Origin of the sequence: Streptomyces sp. NPDC048254 (genome assembly GCF_043201895.1) — a bacterium.
Lineage (GTDB): Bacteria > Actinomycetota > Actinomycetes > Streptomycetales > Streptomycetaceae > Streptomyces.
This window is the reverse complement of record NZ_JBICZJ010000008.1, coordinates 337,093-360,261: the sequence shown is the minus strand read 5'-3', so window position 1 is coordinate 360,261 and position 23,169 is coordinate 337,093. Positions and strand designations below refer to the sequence as shown.

Sequence of the window (23,169 nt, the reverse complement as noted above, 5' to 3'; positions counted from 1 at the left end):
ATGAACGCGGGGGAGACAGACCTCTACGGAGCCGAGTACGTGGACGAGTTACCCGTCCACGCACTCGCCTTCGACGACGTGCACGACCAGACGCACGTCGACGCCACCAAGGAGGCCGCCGCGATCCTGGCGCTCCTCGGCCGCCTTGGGGCGGTCGCCGCACCGGGCGTCCCAGAGGCCGTGACGTGGGACCTGAACACGGTCGAGGAGCGGCTCGCCTACTGGGCGTCATCGGGAGGCGAACGTACCTCGGTCCTGCTGTGGATCGGGCACGGCAAGGGGAAGCACAAACAGGCCGGCCTGCTCGTACCGGGGAACCCCGAGAACACTCGCGCGGCCCGCGTCGTCCCACAGACCCTCGCGTGGCACCTCCATGACGAGGCGAGCCGACGCGTGGCACCGCACTGGGCCTTCGTGGTCGTCGAAGCCTGCGGATCCGGGGGTTTCGTCGACCGGGTCGCCGAGGAACTCACCGCCGTCGGCGCCACTGCGGAGAAGGAACTGGCCCTGCTGCTGGTCGGATCCGGCCAGCATCTCGGTCCCGGACACCTGGGCACCTTCCGCGAGAAGATGGCCGAGGTCCTCGACGGTTTCACGGACCACGACAGGGACATCGAGCCCGGAGAACTCGCGCACCGCCTCAACGCGCACGATGGGGTGTACGCCCGTGCCATCGGGTGCAGCAGGCAACTCCCATTGCGGCCGAGGACGGCACACCCGCTGCCGGTGACCGCCACCGTGGAGGACTACGACCGGCTCCACCGGCTCCTCGACACTCAGACGGACAGCGCGCTGGCGCACTTCCTACGCAGTGGCGTCTGCAGCGGATTCACTGAACTTACCTGGGGGTTCACGGGCCGGGCGGCCGACCGCCGCGGTGTCGCCCGCTGGGCCGCCGACCCGCACACGCCGGGCATGCTGATCGTCACCGGCGCACCCGGTGCGGGGAAGTCGGCGCTGCTCGGCAATCTGATGGTGCACGCGTACCCCGCCGTCGGCGAGGAGCTCCACGCGGCGGGGTTCGCGGACCGACTCGATCCGGACCTCGCGCTCCCCGCCGTCGACGCCGTTCTCCACCTCGCCGGCTCCACCCTGGACGACGTGGTCGGCAGGCTTACGACGCTGCTGGGCGTCGCCCCCGCCGAGCCGGGACTCGCCCTCCAGGAGCGGATCGCCGCCCTACGCAAGGCCGTGGAGGCCCGGGCTAGTACCGTGATCATGGCCGACGCACTCGACGAGGCCCGCGAACCCGTCCTCGTCGCCGGCCTGTTGAGGGAACTGGCTCCGCTGACCGGCGTACGCCTGATCGTCGGCACCCGGCCCACCGCACCTACGCCCGTCGTCGGGCACAGGCCGCCCGGTGAGGTGAGCCGCGCCCCGGAAGGGCAGACGCCCGGCGCCGACCCGGTCCTGCCTTCCGGACGCGGCACGCGCGCGGCCTCGGAGGAACTGCTCGACGCGCTCGGGCGCGACACCGGCCATGCCCAGGTGCACGCCCTGGAGCGCGACGCCGAGGCCGTGCACCGCTATGTGACCCGCAGTCTGCGCGGCACGCCCGGAGGGCTGTCCGCCGAGGCCGTCGACGGGGTCGCCGACATCGTGCGGGAGCGGGTCGAGAGCGGGGACTGGGAGTTCCTCCAGGCCTCACTCGTCGTCCAGGAGATCCAGCAGAGCCCCGAGCTGCTCCGACCGGAGCGACTGGCCGATCTCCACCGGCTGCTCGCCCACGACCAGCGGGGCCTGTTCAACTCCGCCGTGGGAAGGATCGCCGAAGGTTTTCCGCAGGCCACTCCGCTGCTGGCCGCGCTCGCCCACGCTCAGGGCCGCGGCCTGCCACGCGCCGGCCAGCTGTGGGCCACCGTTGCCGGCGCCCTCGACCCCGGCGGGGTCGCCCCCGCCGACGCCGACATCGCCCGCCTGCTCCACCGCGCCGCCGCGTACGTACTCCTCGACGGCGAGGACGGCCACACCGTCTACCGGCTCGCGCACCGCACCTTCGCGGACAAGTTCCTGGAACGGTCGGGCCCGCACGAGCGGGCGGCCGTCCTGCGCGCGCTCGTGGCCCTCGCAGCGGACCGGGTCGAGGCCGCCCCCGACGTCCCGCTGCCCGGCCACCTCGCCCGGCACCTGTCGGCGTACGCGGCCGAGGCCGGACCCGACGGCTGGCGGGAACTGGCCGGGTGCCCCCGAGTCCTGGACCGGATCGACGTGCCTGCCCTGGCCGGGGACGTCCTCTCCGGCGGGATGTCGCTGACCTCCGAGGCCGGGAACGCCGGACGGCTGCCCGGCGGTGTGCTCGGCACCGTGGCCTCGGCCCACCTCATCCGATCGGCGTCGCCCGGTGACCGACCGGGCCTCCGCCAGCTCGGCGCCGCCCGCATCACCGGCGAGCACACCGAGGCCGGACCGGACGCCGCGTGGCGGGTCTGCTGGAGCCGGATGGCGCGGCACTTCCCGCACCTGCCGCTCGATGGCCATGTCCGGCCCGTGAAGGAACTGGTGACCTGGGACGCGGAGACCACCGTGCTCGCGAGCGGCGCGGAGGACGGCACCGTATTGCTGTGGGAGCCGTGGGCCGGGCACGCGCCGGTCGCGGCGCTGCCCGCACCGCTGCGGAGCAGCCTTCTGGCCATGGCCGCCCTTCCGCCCGGCGGCGGCCACGGCCCCCGGCTCGCCGTCGCCCACAACGACCGGAGGGTACGGATCTGGGACCTGGGCGACACCCCCGCCGTCCACGCCGAGACCGATGTGCCCACCATCCTCACCGGCATGGCCGCCGTGCCCGGGCCACGGCTCGCGCTGACCGGCACGCAGGGCTACGTCGCTCTGTGGGACTTCACCCGGCCGACGGACAGGCCACGCTCCGGCGCCGAGCCGGCCGGACGCGTGCACGGCGTCGTCTCCGTGGCACAGCGACGGCTGGTCACCGTCGACGAGGGCGGCTACGTCAAGGTCTGGGACGCCTCGGGAGAAGCGCCGCGGAGCCTCGTCTCCGGCCGCCCCGCCACGCCCCCGACCGCCCTCGCCGTGCTGCCCGGCGCGCCCGGCGTCGTACGGTTCGCCTCCGCGCACACCGAGGCCGCGGCGGGCGACGCGAAGGCCGCGGCGGAAGTGACCTTCTGGACTCTCACCGACGACGGCCTCGCACAGGACGGCGAACCCCTGCATACCGGCGACAGCGCGCTGACCGCCATCGGCGCGATCACCGGGACGGGGGGCGGCACCCGGCTGGTGACGGCGGCCCGGGACGGCTCGCTGTACCTGTGGGACCCCCGCACCCGCACCCGCACCGGGGTGCTCCGCGAGGGAGCGTCGGCGCCTACGGTTCGGATACTGCCCGTCACCGGGCCCACCCGGGTGCCGCTGCCCGCCACCGCCGCGAGACGCGACAGCGCCGTACGGCTCTGGAGCCCGCACACCTCCGGCGCCCCGGCGGGAGCGGCGGGGCCGAGCGAAGCCGACGGCCTGGACGGGACGCCGGACCCCGGCGGCCCGGCGGACCGGGCGCTCACCGGAGTGACGAGCGTCGACCGCGCGCTGGGGCCCGATGGCGAAGAGCTGCTGCTGCTCGGGCTGCGTGACGGCACCCGGCGGGTGTGCTCCGCGGCCGACGGCGCCGACCGGGCCACCGGGAACGACAGGCCGGCGCCGCTGCCCGGGACGCTGCCCGAACTGCCGGACAAGCTGGGTGCCCGGTTGCGGGACTGGGCCGTACTCGACCGTCGGCGCACCGCGCTGGCGCTGGATGACGGGGTGATCGTGGTGGAGGCCCTCCGCCGACGCCCGGCTGGACAAGGGGAGACGGAGTCATGATCACGGAACTCGACGACGAGACCCCCGAGGAAGTCCTCGACTCGCTCTTCACCGGCGACGGAGCCCCCTTCGGCCCGTACGTCCGTCACGGCGCCGCGGTCGCCGTCGCGGGCGGTCGCATGATCCGGGCCACCCTCGGCCGGCCCGGCGACCCAGAACGCTACGACGTGTGCGTGTTCCGGAAGCTCACGAGCATCGTCGGTGAGCTGTGGGAGCACGAGGTGCGCAGCCTGCTGCGCCTCCAGGCACTCGGACACCCCGCGCTGCCCGAATTCGTCGACGGGAGGTACGACGAGGGCCTCGGCGCGGCCTTCACCCTCACCCGCCAGGAGGGCAGCCGGGTCAGCGAGGAGTGGCACGAGGGCGACTTCCCCGGCTGGGTGGAAGGCAACCGGGACGTGGTGTTCGACCAGTACACCCTGCTCGTCGACGCCCTCAGCCAGCTGCACGGCGCTCGCATCTTGCACCGCAATGTGACGCTCGCCGCGATCACGATCCGCCGCACCGATCAGGAGGACCGCTACTCCTTCGCGCTGGGCCGCTTCGAGATGAGCGCCCTGCTCGGCAACCTCGTCCAGTCGATGTACGCGCCGACCCGGGACAGCGACTACCGCAGCATGGTCACCGACCTGTACCTGGAGGCGCACGACGGCATCGCGCCCGCCCACCACCTCGCGTACCTCGCGCCCGAGACATGGCCGTCGCTGTTCTCTGACAACGCGCCGCCGCGCCGGGACTGGGCCAGTACCGATGTCTTCGGGCTCGGGGTGTTCGGCTGGGAGCTGTTCTGCGGCCCGCTGGCCACGACCCTTCCGGAGGCGTACGCCGCGGTGGCCGCGGCCGCCCCGCCGGAACTGCCGGACGCGCTGCGGGAACTGCACGCTCGTATGCGCCAGCACCTGAACGTACACACCGCCGTCCGGGTGCCCCGCGAACTGCGGCAGGTGCTGCTCGATATGCTCGATCCCGACCCCCGCGGCCGGTGCTCCTCGTTCGAGGCGGCCCGGGCGCTGGAGGAGAACTGGGAACCCATCAGCTCGGTGTGGTCCCGGCACCAGGAGACCGAACGGCCTTATCTCGTCGCCTTCATGCCCGAGCAGTCCGTCGACACCATCTACCGCCAGCGCCGCTGGATCTCGCGCAGCCCCATCGAGACGGCCGGCCGAGAGGAACTGCAAGCCTTTCTGGAAAGGGAGTTGCGGCAGGCTGAGCTGGTCTGGGTGCCCGGCGGCGCCAAGGGATACGTGTACACCGGCCGGGAGGAGCGGCTCGCCCAGGCCGAGTGGGTGCTGATCGGAGAACGGGCCGTCTGGTTCTGCGCCTTCCTCTATGACGAGAAGCTCACCGGAGAGATCAAGAAGACCCACGAGGACACCCTGGTCATCAAGTACCTCGTGGACCGGAGGTTCGCCCCGGAGGTCCTCGCCGCCCGGCCGCGCCGCCGTGTCGGCCGTCTCGACCTCGTGCCGTACAAGATCGGGCAGGACTTTGGCGACGACGTGCACGATGACCGGCCCCTCTGGGTGCCGATCACCGAAGCCGTCAGGGCCGCGAGTGCGCCCGCGGACCCGGAGAACAAGGAACTTCTCCAGTCCATGCGCTTCATGATGGAGTATCAGGGAGTCATCTACCGCGCCCGCCAGTACGCCTACCGGCTGCCGGAGGGCGCCCACTCCGGCACAAGCTACGTGCTGGAGCACGACCTCAAGCGCGACCGTAAACGCATCAACGAATCGCCGCTGCTCACCGCGTACGCAGGGGATCGCGTGCGCCGTCCGTCCCTCGGGGACTTCGCCGCCGCGCTGCTCCACGAAGAGGGCGGGGGCACGCTCACCGTCGTACGCGACGATGGCGGCAAACCCTACTTCGGCCGCGACTCCGTCGAGGTCAGGATCGAGCGCAAGGAGGACGAGGACTCGATCACGGTCACGGCGCCGGGCGGTCAGACCCTCCCCGAGCGAGGGTGGGTCCGCCCGTCGGGCGACCGCGGCACCGACATCCAATTGCGCCGCATGGCACGGGGGATCGAGGCGCTGCGGCAGCGGCACGGGTTGATGCGCGCGTTGCACAGTCCGTCCTCGATCCGGCTCAGCCGAGGCCGGTGGAGCCACGAGGGCGAGGAACGGATAAAGCGCCTCAAGGGCAACGCCCCGCAGATCATCAACGAGATGCTGGACTACCACCCCTTCTACGCCTTGCAGGGACCACCCGGCACCGGCAAGACCACGGTCGCCACCCACGCGGTCCAGGAGTACCTGGATGCCGAGCCGGGAGGACGGGTGCTGGTGAGTGCCCAGTCCAACCACGCCCTCGACAGCCTCGGTGTCCGTCTGGCCGAGCGGCTGAAGAAGGAGATCGCGGAAGGGAAGGTGCTGCTGCTCCGGGAACTCCAGGACAGCCGCAGCGACGACCAGCTTCCGCCCGTCCTGCGGAATCACACCCTGACCACGCTCACGCAGCGACTGAGGGAGAAGATCGTCGAGGCGGCGCACGGCACCACCGACCCCGAGGAGGGCGGCCCCGTCCTCAGCCCGACGGAGCAGCATCTGAGGGACGAGTGGGCACGGGTCGTGGAGGGCAACGACGTGGAGGTCTCGGACCGGATCAAGGCCGGCGCCAACATCGTGCTCGCGACCTGCTCGATCGCGGGCACCCTGAACGACGACATCCGTGACGCGACCGACGTCTTCGACTGGGTGATCATTGAGGAGGCGGCCAAGGCGTGGCCCACCGAGATCATCATGCCGCTCGCCCTCGGCGTTCGCTGGACCCTGATCGGCGACCACCGGCAGCTCGGCCCGCACCGCGCGACGGATCTCGCCGGCTTCCTGGACCGACTGAAGTCGAACAGGAGCGACGAGATCATGCGCCATGTGCAGGCCACAGACCGTTACCTCCGTCATCTGGAGCTCTTCGGCTCGCTGTTCGCGGATGTGACGGGGGACAGCGCCGACGAGGAGGACCAGGAAGGCGCCGACGCGGGGGCACGGATGAGCGTCACCCGCGTCGTCCGGCCCTCGCCCACGGCCGAACACCGGCCCCTCAATCGGCTCGTGAGCCAGTTCCGAATGCACCCGTCGATCGCCGAAACGGTCGGGCGTACCTTCTACCAGAAGAGGAAAAAGGACGGCGGTGTCGAACGGGACGACACGGGCCTGCCCGTCAGCTTCCTCGAATCCCCGTCAACCGAGGCCGAGATGCTCCACGGCCTCAGCCGACCGTCGTACCTCCAGAACGCGCCGCTCGTCTGGCTGGACACCTCCCAGCGAGACGGCTGCCGGGACCAGCCGCACTGGAGCAACGGGGGCGAGGCCGCGCTGGTCCGAGATCTGGTCGTCACTCTGCGCGAACAACGGCCTGACCCGGGCGACCTCGCCCTGCTCACCCCGTACATTCAGCAGCAGAAACTGCTGCGCAAGTGCCTGGCCGAACGGGGGATCGAGGACAAGGTGCACACGGTGCACTCCTTCCAGGGGCAGGAGGCGGACATCGTCGTCGTCTCCCTGGTGCGCTCCGTCGAACAGGGCCCCCACCCGCGGCAGAACGTGGGCCACGTCGCCCAGGCGGAGCTGATCAACGTCATGCTCTCGCGAGCCGTACAGCTCCTCGTTGTGGTCGGGGATCTGCGGCACTTCGAGAAGCACGGCGGGGAGGACTGGCGGACCGTCATCGACGTGTTCCGGAGCCACGACGCGATCAAGCCCGCGCCCGCGTACCTCGGGACACAGGAGGAGGCGACTGATGGCCCAGACCATTGACATCGCGGTGCCCTGCCAGGTCGTGACCCTCAACCTGGTGCTCGGCCCCGAAGCGGGGACGACCACTTTGGAAGGTCTTGTCGCACGCGGCGTCGTCGCCGGCCGACGCACCGTCCAAGAGCTGGCCCAGTTGTTCTCGCTGCCCCACCGGGTGATGCTGGACGTGATCCACGGCCTGTGGACCAAGGGCTATGTGTCCATCGACTTCTCCTACGGCTTCCTGGAACTCACCGAGACCGCCAAGGATCTCCTCGCGGCGGGCGACGGCCTGCAGGACGCCTCGACACAGACGGAGCAGCGCCAGTTCGTCTTCGAGCCGATGACCGGGAGCGTGTTCGTCTTCGAACGGTCCCTGCTCAAGGCGCCCGTGGACAGCGTGGAGGTCCCGATCAGCCAGGGTGTCGGTGCGGACGACCTGCCGCGCGGTGAACTGCTGCGCGCGGTGCGCGCCACCATCCGGCACGAGCAGCGCACCAGGGGACTGCGCAGCAACATCCTCGACGTCTCCTTCGGTAACCCGCTGATCAGCACCGACGGCGGCGTCCGCTGGCTCTCCGTGAGCGGCACCGTCCAGATCGACCCCGAGACCGGGCGGCTCGCCGTGTCCCTCTCGGACACCTCCGGCTGGAACCGCCAGGCCAGGGACCGGTTCCGCAGTCAGATCGCGGCACTCGCCGAGCAGAGCCCGAACGACCCCTTCGTCACCTCCCTGCGGAACAAGGCGGAGCCCGCGGACCCCGAACGCATCGACCTCGGTCATCTCGCCGACCGGCTCACCGCCCTGGTGGCGCGGACCGGCACCGCGGACCCGGCCACGATGGAGGCGGACAACGACGAGCTGACGGAGGCCGCCGGACGGCTCGCCGAACGCGTCGACCAGCTCGCCGACTTCCGGGCCGCGGCCACACCCGTCGCGGCGGGGGAGGACGTGACCTGGTGGCGCGGCGAGCTCATCCGCCGGGCCCGGCACCAACTGGTCCTGTCCGTTCCGACCATCGACTACTCGGCGCTGAACGACGTGTTTCCCGAGCTGGAAGCCGCGTTGGCCCGCGGGGTCACCCTGGTCTTCCTCTGGGGTACCGATCCGACGGCCACCCTGCCCGCCAAAGTCTCCACCGCGCTCTACGATCTGCAGGCGCGGCACCCGGAACAGGTCCTGCTCGCCAACCGCAGCTCTCGTACCCGGGCCTGCGTCCTGATCCAGGACGACGAGCGGGCCTTCGTCGGCACTCGCAGTGTCCTCGATTTCGACCCGGGCGGCAGCGTCCTTGTCCAGGCCGCCCCGGACACGCCGGGACCGGCCCGCTGCGTCGTCGACCTGTTGCTGTGGGCCCGGCGGGTCTACCCGTACCGCTCGGACAGCCGGCGCATCGCCTTCCGGCACGAGGACTTCGGCCGGACCCGGGAGACCGCTGCCGCCCCCGGCCTCGTACCGCCGGGCCGGCTCCCCACCCTGGCCGACGGCTGGCGGGACGACCAGGTCGCCGCGCGCGTCGTGTGGACCGCCGAGTGGGAGGACGTCCACGCTCGGCTGGTCGGTGCGGTCGCCGCCCTCCGGGACGGCGCCCCGGTCGTCCGCATGACCGACGACGCCGACTACCGGGACGCCGTCCATCAGGCCCTCGGCGGAACGACGAACCGGCTCGCCATCACCGACGACCGCGCCGACCGCATCGTCTGCGGAGACTTCCTCGCCCGCCGTCTGCGCCTGCGGCTCGACGCCGGCGCGGTGCTCCACCTCCACCACCCCGCGCTGCCGGCTCCGCTGTCCGAACCCGGACAGTACGACCATCTCCTCGCGGACCTCCGACGGCGGCGGACCTACCGCGAGGGGCGCGCGGAGGTTCGCGCGATCGTCAGCGACCACGAGGTTCTGACCGGCAGCTACTCCCCGCTCGACCGGCCGACGGCACGCTCGGCGGCGTCCTCGCACAGCGGACACGTCGGCCTGCACGTCCTCGGCGCCGACTTCGCCGTCGCCTTCACCCGCACCCTCGGCATCGCCGACTGGGAAGCCCTCCCCGCCCCTGCCCAGCCGGCCGCAGCGTCTCGTCCCGAGGAACAGGCCGTGGCCACGGACACCGGCACCGCGGCGCGCCTCCCCTGGAAGATCCTCGAAGCACGTGCTGAGGATCCGGCGTGCCCACCCGAGACCCTGCGCGCCGAGATCGCCAGAACCCTGCGCGAACACCCTGCTCCCGGCCCCGACTGGGACACCTGGGCGAACTGGCTGCTCAAGGATGCCTGGCGCCGGAACGCGTTCCTGGAGGCGAGCCTGCTGGCTCCCCGGATCGGAACGGCGGCCGCCTTGTCCCCGGCGCTGACCGCCGCCGCGGTACCCGTGGAACACGGACCCACCGGCGAGCTGTTGTTCTACGCGATCGCCGAACTGCTCACCGGTTCGCCGCAGGAACGGGCCGTCGCCCTGGTCGGCACGATCGCCGAGCTGCTGCTGCGCGGCGGCGAGACCGGCGTCTTCGCCTACACCGAACTGGCGGGTGCCGACGGGGGCGGCCTGGACGGGATTCCGCCGACCTGGTCGGAGCTCGCCGAACTGACCGTGGCGTACCACCAGATCGCCCTGACGGCACTTCCGCTGCACTTGCTGGAGGGTGAGGCGGAGCACTCCTCGCAGGCCGACCGGATCACCAAGCGGTGGCAGGAACTCGCCGAGCGCGCCCAGAATTTCACGGCGTCCCGCCAGAGCTTCGGCTTCGCCTCGGGGCGGTATGTCCACGAAACCCTGTGCGAGGCGGGCGGTTTCCTGGACACGATGATCACCGTGGGGCTCGCGGGCGGGGGCACGGAGAGCGGACGCGAGGAGCTGGCCACCCTGCTGCCGGACCGGGACATCAGGGAGTACGTCGATAAGATCGTCGCCGATATGCCGCGGCTCCCGGGCCCGCGCAAACGGCAGCAGATCCAGTGGAGTCGGCATCTCAACTACGCCGAGCGGATCGACATCATGGTGGACGACGCCCGCATGCTGATCCGGGACACGGCCGAGTTCGCGGACCGGGACAGCGCCAAGGGGCCCGTTTCAGCGGATCACCTTCCCCTCGCCGTCTTCGTCGCGCAGCACTGGAACCAGCTCTTCAGCGAGGCGGACGCCCTCGGCGATCCGTACCGTATGCCGGCCCTGGCCCTGCTCAAGCAGCTGCGGCTGCTGAGCAGGTCCCGGAAGGAGCCCCATGACCACCCCGCTGCGTGACTTGCTGGCCACCTGGCCGGGCCGCTTCCGCCACCGGGCCGTGCTGCTCGCGCTGGCAGACGGAACCGCCGACCCGGACCGCGAGGCACTGGGCGACGACATCCTGGACGGGTTCGGTGGCCGGGAGCCCGCCGAGGTGTACGAACGCCTGGTCCACGACGGCGAGTTCACCGCCGCGGAGGCGATGCTCCTGGAGTGCGCGGGGCTGGACGACCCGTCCGGGCAGCGGTGGGCCGCGTTGCTGGCCGCCCGTGACCGGGCCGACGAGGCCGCCCGGCTGGAGGGCGGGGAGCTGATGCGCCGCGCGCAGGAGGCGGGCCTGGAGATGGGACCGGACGAGGTGGACGAGTTCGCCGCCGCCGCCCGCCGACGGCAACCGGAAGCCACTCTGCTGCTGAAGGACCGGACCGGGCACATCGACCGGATCGTCGACGCCGAGACCGAGATGCTGCGTGCCCGGATCGCCGCCAGGTCGACCGGCGGGGAGAGCGACGCGCAGGAGCCCCACGGGGCGGCCGCCGACCTCGAAGCCCTGCTCAAGGCAGGCCAGTTGAGGATCGTCCGCTCCCGTCTTGCCCACGAGCCCGCCACCGCTCTGTTCCCCGAGGCCGTACCCCCGCTGTGGCCGGGGGACTGGCGCGAGCTGACTCCGCAACGGGTCCTGGACCTGATTCGTGACGAGACCGCACAACGGGAGGCGGGGTTCGCCCGCTGGAAGCCGGCCGATCAGCACGGCCGGGAACTGCTCGACGCCTACGCCGGGCTTGAGCACAACCACGAGAGCTCCGCGGTGCGCTTCGCCGCCGCGCTGGCCACGGCCCTCTGCGGAGGTGGCACGGAGCCCCGGGCCGACCGCCGTCCGGACGGCGACGGTTTCGTCACCTCGCTGGACGGGCTCTTCACTGAGGAGCCGCTGCGCCGCTTCCACACCTCCGGGCGGATCGATCTCTTCATCGCGCGCCCCGACGTACGGGAGATCCCCGCGGATCTCACCGGCCACTCCGCCAACAGCAGGCTCTGGCTGGCGCTGGGCCCGGACCTCGAACCCTCTGGCTATCTGGGCCGCGCTCATGTGGCGGTGGTCACGCTGCGCGATCTGCTGCGGCTGGCCACCGTGCGGGAGCGGCGTGCCGTACTGCTGCTGCGGCTGATCGCCCGGCAATGGCCACTCGACGCGCTGACGGGCTCGACGGTCCAGGACTTCCGGCGCGTCCTGGCCACCGACCGGGACGCCGCCTGGCAGACGCTTCGCTGGATTCTCGACCTGACGGGGGCCGGCGACGCGGTCGCGGCCGACGCCATGGCCGGGTGCACGGGGATGGACCCCGGACTACTGCTCGTCATGCTGCGCGCGGTGGTGAGACCGGGCTGCGGGTGGCCCGGCCCGGTGTCCGGGTCCCGCCGGGTCGACGCCTGGGAGGACCACCCCGAGCTCGTCGGGGCGCTGGAGGGTGAACTGCTCGGCCGCTGTACGGATACGCGGTCCGAGGCGGCGTTGTGGGCCGCGCTGGTCGTCGCGGGACCCGACGGCAGCGTGACGGAGGAGGACATGTCCGTCATCACGGAGGCGGTCGCGGGCGGCCGGAACGTCGACGCCGCGATCGCCGCCGGCACCGAGACCCTTCTGGCCAACGGAACCCTCGTACGGACCGCTGAGGGGGAGCTGACGCTGCGGAACTCCGCTCTGGAACGACGGCTGCGGCAGCGAGCCGAGGCGGAACTGGCCACGGCCGTCGAACGGCTTCCCGCGGAGCCCGCCGCCCCAGCCGCCGAATCCGTCGTCGCCCCGGAAGTCGCGCTGCTGACGGGCTGGCCCGCCCACCGCCACCTGCTGACCCCGTCCTACGCGGCCTTCCAGGAGCTGGCCGGGGCGGAGGGCGCGGAAGCGGGGGAACTCCTCGACCGCGCCCGCACCGTGCTCGCCGAGACGGCCTCGTCCGACCCCGTCGTCCCCGTCGGCACGGCCGCGCTGGACACCGTGCTGGCGGTCCTGACCACGGAACTGCGCTCCGTTTTCCCCGAGGTGCATGTCGACGTGCGCTGTCCCGAGAACACCCGGGTCGCGGTCGCCGACGACGCCCTTCGGGTCGTGTTCCACGAACTCCTCGACAACGCGGCCGAGGCGCTGTCCTCCCGGCAAGGCGGCACGATCAGGATCGACGTCGGCCTGCAGGCGTACGACGCCGTCGTCGATGTCCGGGACAGCGGCCCGGGCTTCGCTGCCGATGTACGCGGCCGGGAACGCACCGTGTTCCGCGAGGGGTACTCCACGCGCGGGACAGGCCGCGGCGCCGGCCTGTCCCGCGTCATGAGGATCTTGCAGATGGTCAGACCGGACTTCGCGGGCATCAGTGCGTTGCCTTCGGACACTGCACCTTCGACGCTCAGGGGCGCGCATTTCAGCGTCGTACTGCCGCTAGCCGGACATCCCGATTGACAGGTTGCTGTGGTGTAACGCCGCAGGTCACTAACCGGTGCGCCGGGAGACATCGGGTCGTTGTGCGCAGGGACGCTGCGCTGGGGGGATCGGGTTCGTACGTGGGCGGTGGGGGGCGCCGGGCTGCGGAGGAGTGTTCCGTGGTGGAGCACAGCGGAAGGGGTGCGCGGTGGCGGACGAGATGAGGCCAGGCGAAAACCCCGCGCGGTGGCAGATGGACGACACGACCGGCTGCATACTCTTCGGCCGCCGCAGAGTTGACGAGGCGGTGCGCCCGCACGATGTATCCGCCGGCGAGGACCAGGAAGTGCGGCGAGCCGCGGGCGATCACGTCGGCCTGAAGCCGCGTGTGCAGCTCCGGCATGCCTGTCATGCGGCTGCCCGGTGCGTGAAGTGAGCTGGGAAGCATCTCCCATACTGGGCGCACGGTGCGGCCGACGAGGGTGTGCAGCACTGGCCACAGTTGGAGGAGCAGATCTTGGCCAAGGTAACGTGACAGGTCATCGCGTAGGCCCTCGTGCCGGACGGTGCGGTACATGCCCATACGCTGGCGAGGCTTGCCCAGGTCGTACGAGGCCACCCCGTACCGGGCCATGTGAAGCGGCAGATCCACGACACCATGGGTCGCCCGCGCAGCTCGTCCAGCGACTCCGGCAGACGGCGGCGGAACCTCTCTCGATACAGCGCGAGATCCTCGGCGTCCATGCCTGAGACGTCCCTCGGTGTGGGGCGCTGTGGGCTGGAGAGCATGACTCCATAATGGCGGCTGGTGACGTTGTGAGGGGCATGATGTGCGAGTTGGTGTCCGGAGCGAACGGGGGAGGATGCCTGGGTGAGCTGGTTGCCGCAGCCTGCTCAGTCCTGAGCAGGACGAACTCTCGGCCGTGACGCTCGTTTGACGCTCTGGGTGCCTGCAGGATGGACGATGAGCCGAGAAACCGGCTCTGACCAGGGATTTTCTGGGATCCGTTCAGGTCGACATCTTTCCGATGACCTCGCACGTGGAGTGCGTGGCGATTTTGGAGCCAGCGGCCAAGGGCGTCTGACCTGCGATTTTACTGTGCGGGTGGGTTGCTCGACCTGTTTCCCTCCTGGGAGCGGTTCGAGCGGGCGGATCGATTTTTGAGACCCCTGAACTGCGGATTCGTGAGCGATGCGTTTGTATCGGCGACGCCTTCGGAGGTTCTTTCGGAGATTCTTGACGCTCGGCTGACGCTCGAAGCGGACGTCTCTGATGCTCTGCAGTGGCGGTGCGAGCGACCACCCGGCCCACGTTCCTTGGAGCTGAGAACGTGGCTCGACCGCGCCACTCTGATACCGACCTCGTATCGCTCCTGCATGGCGATGACACTCCGGCTCTCCGACGACCTTGATACGAAGCTCACCGAGCGGGCTCGTCATGAGGGCCGCAGCAGTCAGGGACTTGTCGTTGAGGTAATCACGTGACGCTCCGAACCGGGCCGAGTTGAAGGTTGAGGACGTCTTGGCCGAACTCATGGACAGCGATGCGGAGACCCTGGACTACCTGAAATTGTCGACGTGCCTTACGTCCCGATCGACGAGATCCTGGCCATCGCGCGCACGGTCAACGGTACCGAGTACAGCGTTCGTGGCATGAGCCTTCTGGTGTCGGCGATCGAGCGACCCCGGACGAACACATTCGGAGTCGAGTTGTATCCCACGCTGCACGAGCAGACGGCTGCACGCTGTCGCCCGAAATCGTGCGTTGATCGACAGCAACAAACGCACCACCTGGCTCGCCGTGCGCGTCTTCCCGCGGTTCAACGCGTCAGCGCGAGTACCGTCCGCCACCCGTCTCCATTGCCGGCCCGTTCGTCGAGGAAGTTGCGCAGGACAACATCGATGTACCGGTCATCGCCACCGTAAGCGGTGCTGGTTCCATGCATTCCGCCGGGCAGGCTGATCCCGTTCGCTTGGGATCCGTTCGTTCAGCGGATTAATTTGTATGCCTTCGAGAGGCGGAGCAGCGAGTCCGCTCGGCGCGGAAACTGCGTCCCGAAGGAGAGCTGACCGACACCCCCCGGCGCCCCGCCGATACGACTGGACCCCGGCCTAAGAATCCCCCGAAAGCGGGTCCTGGGTGCCGTGCTAACACTGAGGTTCTTCAGCGCTGACGCTCCAGGGTGAGGACGGCGGCAGTGATTTACGACATTCGGTTCGGGCTGTACCGGGCTTTACGGAAGATGCGCCAGGACTTCAGGCTGGCCACGCCTCGCTCCACCGGTGCCAGTGCTGCGGAGAGTGCGCGGTTGACCGAGAACGCTGGGTTCGCGGCCGGGTGGGCGCCTGACCGGTGGTAACTCATGGACCGGCGCCCAGGCAGGCGCGGTAGGCGAGCACGGGCGCGCCCTGGCGCTCGCAGATGCAGATGATCCGGTGGGTGCGGCCGGGCAGTGCGGGCGAGAGCTGCAGCAGCTTTCCGCCGGATCGGCCACTACCTGCACGTTCACTCCGTCGCTGGTGGCAGGCCCGCGGCCGACACGACTAGCCCCGCGCCCGCCGACTGCCGATCACCGCCGACGGCGGGGGATCCAACGGCTACCGCACCCCGCGGCTGGAAGACCCAACTCGCCGATCTCGCTGCCGAGACCGGCCTTGAGATTACGGTGTGTCACCTGCCGCCCGGCACACAATGCCGTTGCTTGAGCTTGTCAAACAGTTCGTAACATTGGAGCAGGGGCGGTCGTTGAGCCCGGCATGCATCCTTGGGTGGGGTTGTCTGATCGGGTGCGGCTGGGTGTGGTGACCCGGTGGGTGACTCCGGAACTGGTCGCCGCGGTGCTGGGCAGGTGCGGGGTCCGGGACAAGAAGCCCGGCGCGCTGCCGGCCGGGTTCATGGTCTACTACACCCTCGCCCTGGCGCTGTTCCAGCATGACTCCTATGACGATGTCGCCGAGCAACTGGTCGGCAGTATGCCGGAGTTGAGCGCCAGCGTTCCGAACAAGTCCTCGTTCGCGCGGGCGCGCACGCGCTTGGGGCCGCAGGTTCTCGAGACCTTGTTCCGTGAGCTGGCTGGCCCGTTGGCGCCGGTCGGCCTGGAAGCTTCCTTCTACCAGGGGATGCGGCTGGCCGCGGTGGACGGGTTCGTCTTGGACGCGCCGGACACGAAGGCCAACCGGGCCGCGTTCGGAGGTCCGACCAAGAACGGCCTGCCCGCGGGGTTTCCCCAGGTGAGGGTGGTCACGCTGACCGAGTGCGGCACGCACGCCCAGATCGACGCGGTAGTGGGTGGCTTCAACGGCGGCGAACGCGACCTGGCCGTCGCCATGGCGGTCTCGGCCGCCGGGATACTTGTGATCATGGACCGGGGCTTTCCTGGAGTGGATCTGTGGAGGACCTACACCGCCGCCGGCGCGCACCTGCTGCTGCGGGCGCGCTCCTGCGTCGCGTGTCGTCCGGTGCAGCACCTGCCCGACGGCACCTACCTGGCGAGGATGAGCCTGGCGGGGCAACGGGCCTCGCACCCGGGCGGGGTGACGGTGCGGGTGGTCGAGTACCGCGTCGACGGCGGCGAGGTGGTCAGGCTGCTGACGGATCTGCTGGCCCCGGACGCGTATCCGGCGGCGGAGCTGGCCCGGCTCTATCACGCCAGGTGGGAGGCGGAATCAGCATTCCGGCAGATCAAGACCTTCCAGCGCGGGCCCGCCGAGGTCCTACGCTCGGCGGCCCCGGAACTGGTGCGGCAGGAGGTCTGGGCGCACATGGTGGTGCACCACTGCCTCACACGGGTCATCATGTCCCTCGCCGATGACAACGGCATCGACCCGGACCGGATCTCGTTCGTGAAGGTCCTCAAGCACACCCGGCGCAGCGTGGTTCGTCAGTGCGCCGACACACCCATGAAGATCAAGAAGTTCCTGGCCGTACTGGCGGCGAAGGTCCGCCGGAAGCTCGACAACGGCGCCCGGCGCCTGCGCGAGGCAGACCGGCACCTCAAACGGCCGGACTCGAAGTACTCCTCGAAGCTCTCCTACCGGATCAACACCCGCGACCGGCAGCCGACCAGACGCATCGCCCCCAAGGTCATCACGCTCCATCGGGCAATAGTTGACTAGCTCAAGCAACGGCATTGGCCCGGCACATCGAAGTGGAACAAGATCGAGCACCGGCTGTTCTTCCACATCACCATGAACTGGCTCGGCAGGCCCCTGACCAGCCGTGAAGTCATGCTCCAGACCATCGCCGCGACCACCAGCCGCACCGGCCTCACCGTGCATGCCGAACTCGACAGCGGTGAGTACCCCACCGGCATCCGCGTCAGCGACGACGAGATTGCCTCCCTGCCCATCACCCGCCATCGCTTCCACGGCGACTGGAACTACACTCTCCACCCTCAGCGTCCGATGGACGATGCGACCACCGGCAGCACACCGGACGAAGCCCTGGCGGACAGGCCGACTCGCCTCATGCGGCGTTCGCTCCAGGACCCGGAACTGACCGGGATGACCCGCCGGCAGCTCAGCGAGCTCATCGACCCCTTGACTCCAACGATGGGTGTCCAACGCGAGCAAGTGCTCCGCACACGTCGAGGCCACGAGCGCCTGGTGGCCCCTGGCGCAGGTGCCAAAGCCAAGCTCACCTCAGCCGACCGGGTCCTGGTCACCGCGCTCCTCCTGCGAGAACTCGCGACCATGGACCTCCTGGGCCAGCTCTTCAACACCACCGCCATGACCATCAGCCGCGCAGTGAAAGACGTCCGCCCGCTCCTGGAAGCCCACGGTATTCACCTGCCCGCATCAACAGCCCGTTTCCGCATGTGGGAAGACATCGCCAGGTTCCTCGGCCCCGACAAAAGCAAGATCAAATCGACGTGTTGATTCCAGGCAAGCCCCGAGCCGTCGGGCGTCGTCGAGCAACCGGCACCCCAGTGCAGCGCCGAGACCCTGAGACTTTTCCAACCTCAGTTTGAGCAGGTCAGGTGCAGAGTGAGGACGGCTTGGACGAGGCATGGTGATGCGGGACGAGCTGCAGCGGAGTTTCCGCAGCAAGATGCCAGCCCTTCAAGGTGCCATGGCATGCTCGCCCAGCACTCAGATGCGCGCGTGGCATCGGTTGACGGCCTGCTGACCTGCGAAGAGTCGCTCCCATTGGCTGCGGAGGGGCACCCGGACGGCGCCGTCGGTGCCCTGGAACTCGTAGAGCCTGCCCGAGCGATCGTCAGGGTTGGATGGTCAGGCCGGTCCCGGCGAGGCAGCCGTCGATCAGGTCGGCTCTGAACTGGATCTTCTTCAGCTTGCTTTTGACGATACGGACGAGGCCGCTGAGATCGGTGGCCACGAAGTTGGCGATAGCGTGCTTGAGGAGTGACCACACACCTTCCGAGGGGTTCAGCTCTGGTGCGTATGACGGCATCTGGAAGATCCGTAACCAGTCCACGTGCTCTTCGGCGAAGGCGATGACTTCCTTGGCGAGATGGACGTTGAGGTTGTCCCAGCACCACACGAGCGGGGCGTTGAGCTGCTGGTGTGCGGTGATGATCAGATCGCGGTACTCGTGCCGAGCGAACGTCTTCGGCTCGCCCCCGCGGCCGTGGCCGACGTGCAGCCGGTAGAAGGAAGTGCGGGCGGCTGCCGGGCCGGTATCAGACGGCGCCGGCGATGTTGACACAGCCGTTTCCCCGGCCTCGCACCCGCACCACTGGGCGTGCTCCGCGCAGTGCCCAGGTGCGGCCTTTCGGCGGCCTCAGTCCCTGGCCCGCCTCGTCCTCGGAGCAGATGTAGGCGCCCAGGTCAGCCGCTGTCCTTTTAACCGCGGCCACACCTCGTCCTTCCACGTCTCGATGGCCTCCTCGTCAAACTCGACCGCATGACGCACCGGGACCTGGCAGGACCAGCCATGCCGCTTCAGCAGCTTGGCCACCTCGTGAACCGTATAGCCCTTGTGGAACAGCCTGCCGGTCAAGGTCTTGATCCGGCCCAGCGTCCACCGCTGGTCGTCACTGAAACCGTGTGTCAGCGGCCCCCGCTTCAGCTCCGCCTCCAGCCGGTCCCACTCCCGCACCGACTGCCGCTCGCGTGACACCGGCCCCTTCGACGTCAGCGCCGCGATCCCGCCCTCGCGCCACGCCTTGCGCCACCGCCGCACCGTCCGCTCCGTGACCCGCAGATCGGCCGCGATCACGGTGGCCTCATCGCCGTGCTCGAACCGCTCGGCCGCCTCCAGCCTCAGCAACTTCCGCTTCTCCTCCTCGACGGGCGTATACCCGCCCCTCCGTGCGTACCGCATGATCCCGTCGTATCGCAGGGACCATGAACCGTCACGACCCAGCAGGCTCTACGAGTTCAACCTGAGTATGCGTGTCATCAGCGACTGACAGTGCGTCATCCGCCACTATTGCGACAACGTATCGCCTACCCGATGAACTAGGCATTTACGGGCGATGAAGCTGCCCGATGTGATAAATCGCCGCCGCGTCACTGCCCGCGCTTCAGGTCGCCGCGCCAAGTGACGCTAATTCGGAGAACGGTCACCCGAACGCTCATAGAAGTCCGCACGGTGAACCACTCCGGCTCGCCCCGCATTCAGCACGCAACCGGAGTTGACCGTGATCGAAGACGCCGCGCCCGCTACCGTAGCGCTGCCTGATCTCGTACGCGAGGTCGTCACCCCTGCTGCGGCGGCCGAAATCCTTGAGAAGACCCGCTTGCACGGCTGCAATCCGCGCAAGCTGGATTCCTCTCACGCCCGGCGACTTGCTCGTGACATGTGCAACGGACGCTGGGACGACTACAACCCCGACGTCCTCTCTCTGTGCGGTCATGGAGCCGCAATCCAGGGACAGCACCGCCTTGAAGCGGTAATCATCAGCAAGACGCCCCGCAGCTTCCTTGTCGCCCGAGACGTGCTACATGGTGCGGCGACAACGATGGACTGTGGCAAGGCTCGATCGGCTGCGACCGCGTTGTCCCTAGTGGGCGTCGATGGGCATCGCAAGGACATCTCTTCGACCATCCGGCTGCTGCAGAACTACGACGTCGAACGCAAGAACGTTGCCTGGCCCGCGTGGCGGTCGGTCGTCTATACCAATGCAGAGATCGTACGGTTCTTCCAATTCAAGTATTCCGACCTGCCGGTCTTTCTGCCGCTAATGACCGCAGTGAAGAACGGCGTGTACTCCGCCCCCGCAGCATCACTGGCATGCGCGTACCTGGTCCACCGGGACGGCGGGAGCACCTCGCACGCGGACGACTTCTTCCAGGGCCTGATCTCCGGAGCCCACCTGGACACAGCCGATCCTAGGTGGATCACTCGCCGGTACTTCCACAGCCCGGCCCGGCCACGACGCGGCAACATCACCAGCGCCCTTCACCTGGGACTGCTCCTGAAGACGTGGAACTTTTGGGTCACCGGTGAGACCTGGGAGATCGCCAACTTTCGCGCGACACAGCGCATGCCTGACATCGTCAATGCGTCATGTGCTGTACAAGCGCAGCAAGCCTTCAGGAATCCGAGCGAGGACGGACCCGTCGTTCCACGCCGCCGAGCTGCAGACCGAGTCAGCGTTCCTGGACAGACGATGGGGATGATGCACCTGCCCCTGGAAGAGGGTTTCCCCGGATGAGAGGCGCATCCCGGACAAGGCGATGGCGTTGGGCCGCTTGCCCTGCCCGACCTCTTCAACAAGCACCGCTGGAGCCCAAGGCTTTGGCGGGCGGTCACGCAATGCCATGCCCCGCCGAGCTTCGGACGTGTATGCCGGCTCGGACATCGACGTGGACGAGCGTCAGGAGCCTTTGGCTCTGCCCCCTAGAGTCGGTCGGCATGCTTGGGCGCCTCCTGAGGCGAAGCCACCGCGGAGTGCCGCTGCGACCAGCAGGCGCAACGGACTGCTGTCACGGCGTCACCCGTGCAGCGGACCGCGCAGCGAGGAGTGGATTCGCGGTGATGCTGCTCCATGCCGAGGACGGCGGGACGTCGGTGGAGCCCAATACTCGTCGAACCGGGCAGGAACGCGCTGGTCCAAGCAGAACGTCTTTTGACAGGGCTGTCGACAAGCCGCGGTCACGCGTCTCCGTCGTAGATCCGAATCATTGAGCGAATGGTCACATCCAACGCGCCCCGTTGCGCCACCCGGTTTCACGTGGTCGCGCCACGACATCGATTCGCGCGACAGACATTGATCTTCGATGGTGTGACTGATCATATAAAGGTGGGAGCCCTTCGCGAGAGGGCTCCCACCACAATCCCGTGTGCCCAATCAAGGAGAAACACGGTCATGAGTCACTCTCCCAGAATCAGAGCCACTTCACGCTGGCGCAGGCCCCCCGGTGATGCCGTCCCTCAACCGGACGTAATTTCACCGCTCTGTGATGTCTCTTCGCACGTTCAGCCTCCCGAGAGCGCTCCTCCCAGAGCAGGCCGGAACGATTCATTGTTCAGACAGCGCACCCTCCTCGTATTGTGCGCAGCGGTCACCCTTGCCAACAGCGTGGGCTACATCGCGGCGTCCGCAAGTAGCGATCCAATGGCCGGGCTGACCGCAGGAGTCTTCGCGTTCGGTGCAGCCATCGGATTCTTCCACGAACATACGGATTGACGTCACGGGCCACTGAACACCGTGCCGAGTTGACGGTGCACCGCCCGCCTCGCCGTCAACTGTGCCCTATTCTCGATCCAGAAAAGGAAGCCGAGCCGTCGGCAATGGCGGGCATTACTCACCGTGCTGGGCTCACCTCCGGCAAAGCAAGGTCACCCGTTCCGGCGACGTGAGCCCGCTCCTGATTACGCAGACACGAACCATCGCTACGGAAACGCCACTCAATCGCCCCTGTCTCGCATCCATCGGAGTCTGACATGAACGACGAGAGCATGTCTTCCTCTGCACCGCTCCCCTTGCCGGTGCGTGAGATCATCACCCCTGCTGCGGCGGCCGAAATCCTTGAGAAGACCCGCTTGCACGGCTGCAATCCGCGCAAGCTGGATTCCTCTCACGCCCGGCGACTCGCTCGTGACATGTGCAACGGACGCTGGGACGACTACAACCCCGACGTCCTCTCTCTGTGCGGTCATGGAGCCGCAATCCAGGGACAGCACCGCCTTGAAGCGGTAATTATCAGCAAGACGCCCCGCAGCTTCCTTGTCGCCCGAGACCTTCCACACCAGACGGCCACCACTATGGACTGCGGCAAGGCGCGCTCCGCCGCCACCGCACTGTCCCTGGTGGGCGTCGAGCGGCACCGCAAGGACATCTCCTCGACCGTCCGGCTGCTGCGACTCTACGACGCCGAACGCAAGAACGTTGCCTGGCCCGCGTGGCGGTCGGTCGTCTACACCAATGCCGAGATCGTACGGTTCTTCCAGTCGGAGTACCTCGACCTTCCGGACTTCCTGCCACTGATGACCGCCCTGAAGAGCGGCGTGTACTCCGCCCCCGCAGCATCACTGGCATGCGCGTACCTGGTCCACCGGGACGGCGGGAGCACCTCGCAGGCAGACGACTTCTTCCGAGGACTGGTGTCCGGAGCCCACCTGGACACAGCCGACCCCAGATGGGTCGTCCGCCGATACTTTCAGCATCCGGCTCGCCCACGGCGCGGCAACACTGTCAGCTCACTTCAGTTGGGGCTGCTGCTCAAGACCTGGAATCTATGGATCTCTGACGGGGTCTGGGAGATGGCGTACTTCCGACCCAACGAGCGTATGCCCGAAGTCGTCCGCGCTGGCTCGGCCCGCAGATTCACCGAGGTGCAGCACGAATCAGCCGACCCGGACAGTAATAAAATGCCCTTGTCGCCGCGTCGCACTGCACGCCAGGTCCGTGTGCCCGACCAGAACACCAGCACGGTTCAGGTACGCTCCTGAATAATCCGTGCTGGCTTCCTCGGAACCGAGTTGGGACAGCGTCAGGGCCACAAGGCGGCAGTCGCCACCAACCATCGGGCGCTTCCTCGCCGTGGCCCTCGGCCGTTCCGACACCCCGGAGGCTCCG

At 68.9% G+C, this 23,169-nt stretch carries 10 protein-coding genes and 3 pseudogenes; 10 read left to right on the top strand and 3 right to left on the bottom strand.

What is annotated here, in order from left to right:
- The 5 genes from ACGFZQ_RS24135 (at nt 1) to ACGFZQ_RS24115 (ending at nt 13,616) form a co-directional block, all read left to right on the top strand.
- Nucleotides 1–3,813: a hypothetical protein gene (locus ACGFZQ_RS24135; protein ID WP_393842034.1), complete on the top strand. Its 3,813-nt coding sequence runs from the start codon at nt 1–3 to the stop codon at nt 3,811–3,813.
- Entirely contained in the window at nt 3,810–7,571 is a 3,762-nt protein-coding gene (locus ACGFZQ_RS24130) for a DEAD/DEAH box helicase (protein ID WP_393842033.1), read from the top strand. The genes ACGFZQ_RS24135 and ACGFZQ_RS24130 overlap by 4 nt, the downstream gene beginning before the upstream one ends.
- A complete protein-coding gene (locus ACGFZQ_RS24125) occupies nt 7,555–10,782 on the top strand; it encodes a hypothetical protein (protein WP_393842032.1) in 3,228 nt (1,075 codons plus the stop codon). Before ACGFZQ_RS24130 ends, ACGFZQ_RS24125 begins: the two co-directional genes overlap by 17 nt.
- Nucleotides 10,763–13,219 (top strand): ATP-binding protein, encoded by a 2,457-nt coding sequence (locus tag ACGFZQ_RS24120; protein ID WP_393842031.1) that lies wholly within the window; start codon nt 10,763–10,765, stop codon nt 13,217–13,219. The genes ACGFZQ_RS24125 and ACGFZQ_RS24120 overlap by 20 nt, the downstream gene beginning before the upstream one ends.
- Before the next feature lie 169 nt (nt 13,220–13,388).
- Nucleotides 13,389–13,616, top strand: a complete 228-nt coding sequence (locus ACGFZQ_RS24115) for a hypothetical protein (RefSeq protein WP_393842030.1) — start codon at nt 13,389–13,391, stop codon at nt 13,614–13,616.
- Nucleotides 13,617–15,383: 1,767 nt separating this feature from the next.
- Here the strand turns inward: ACGFZQ_RS24115 and ACGFZQ_RS24110 are convergent.
- Nucleotides 15,384–15,723: pseudogene (locus tag ACGFZQ_RS24110) on the bottom strand (IS5/IS1182 family transposase); the annotation flags it as partial.
- Here ACGFZQ_RS24110 and ACGFZQ_RS24105 point away from each other — a divergent pair.
- The 3 genes and pseudogenes from ACGFZQ_RS24105 to ACGFZQ_RS24095 form a co-directional block, all read left to right on the top strand.
- Nucleotides 15,687–15,870, top strand: a pseudogene (locus ACGFZQ_RS24105) (ISAzo13 family transposase); the annotation flags it as partial. The pseudogenes ACGFZQ_RS24110 and ACGFZQ_RS24105 sit on opposite strands and share 37 nt — an antisense overlap.
- Before the next feature lie 67 nt (nt 15,871–15,937).
- Entirely contained in the window at nt 15,938–17,296 is a 1,359-nt protein-coding gene (locus ACGFZQ_RS24100; RefSeq protein WP_393842029.1) for an IS4 family transposase, read from the top strand.
- A gap of 18 nt (nt 17,297–17,314) precedes the next feature.
- Nucleotides 17,315–18,058, top strand: a pseudogene (locus ACGFZQ_RS24095) (ISAzo13 family transposase); the annotation flags it as partial.
- Between the two features lie 340 nt (nt 18,059–18,398).
- Here ACGFZQ_RS24095 and ACGFZQ_RS24090 read toward each other — a convergent pair.
- Complete coding sequence (locus ACGFZQ_RS24090) at nt 18,399–18,848, bottom strand: transposase (RefSeq protein ID WP_393842028.1); 450 nt, start codon at nt 18,846–18,848, stop codon at nt 18,399–18,401.
- 75 nt (nt 18,849–18,923) lie between these two features.
- The gene (locus tag ACGFZQ_RS24085) at nt 18,924–19,466 is read right to left on the bottom strand and encodes a winged helix-turn-helix domain-containing protein (protein WP_393842027.1); all 543 of its coding nucleotides are present in this window, start codon (nt 19,464–19,466) and stop codon (nt 18,924–18,926) included.
- Nucleotides 19,467–19,785: 319 nt separating this feature from the next.
- Between ACGFZQ_RS24085 and ACGFZQ_RS24080 the strand changes: the two genes are divergently transcribed.
- Nucleotides 19,786–20,802, top strand: a complete 1,017-nt coding sequence (locus ACGFZQ_RS24080) for a hypothetical protein (RefSeq protein WP_393842026.1) — start codon at nt 19,786–19,788, stop codon at nt 20,800–20,802.
- A gap of 1,232 nt (nt 20,803–22,034) precedes the next feature.
- Entirely contained in the window at nt 22,035–23,042 is a 1,008-nt protein-coding gene (locus tag ACGFZQ_RS24075; protein WP_393842025.1) for a hypothetical protein, read from the top strand.
- The last annotated feature ends 127 nt before the right edge of the window (nt 23,043–23,169 follow it).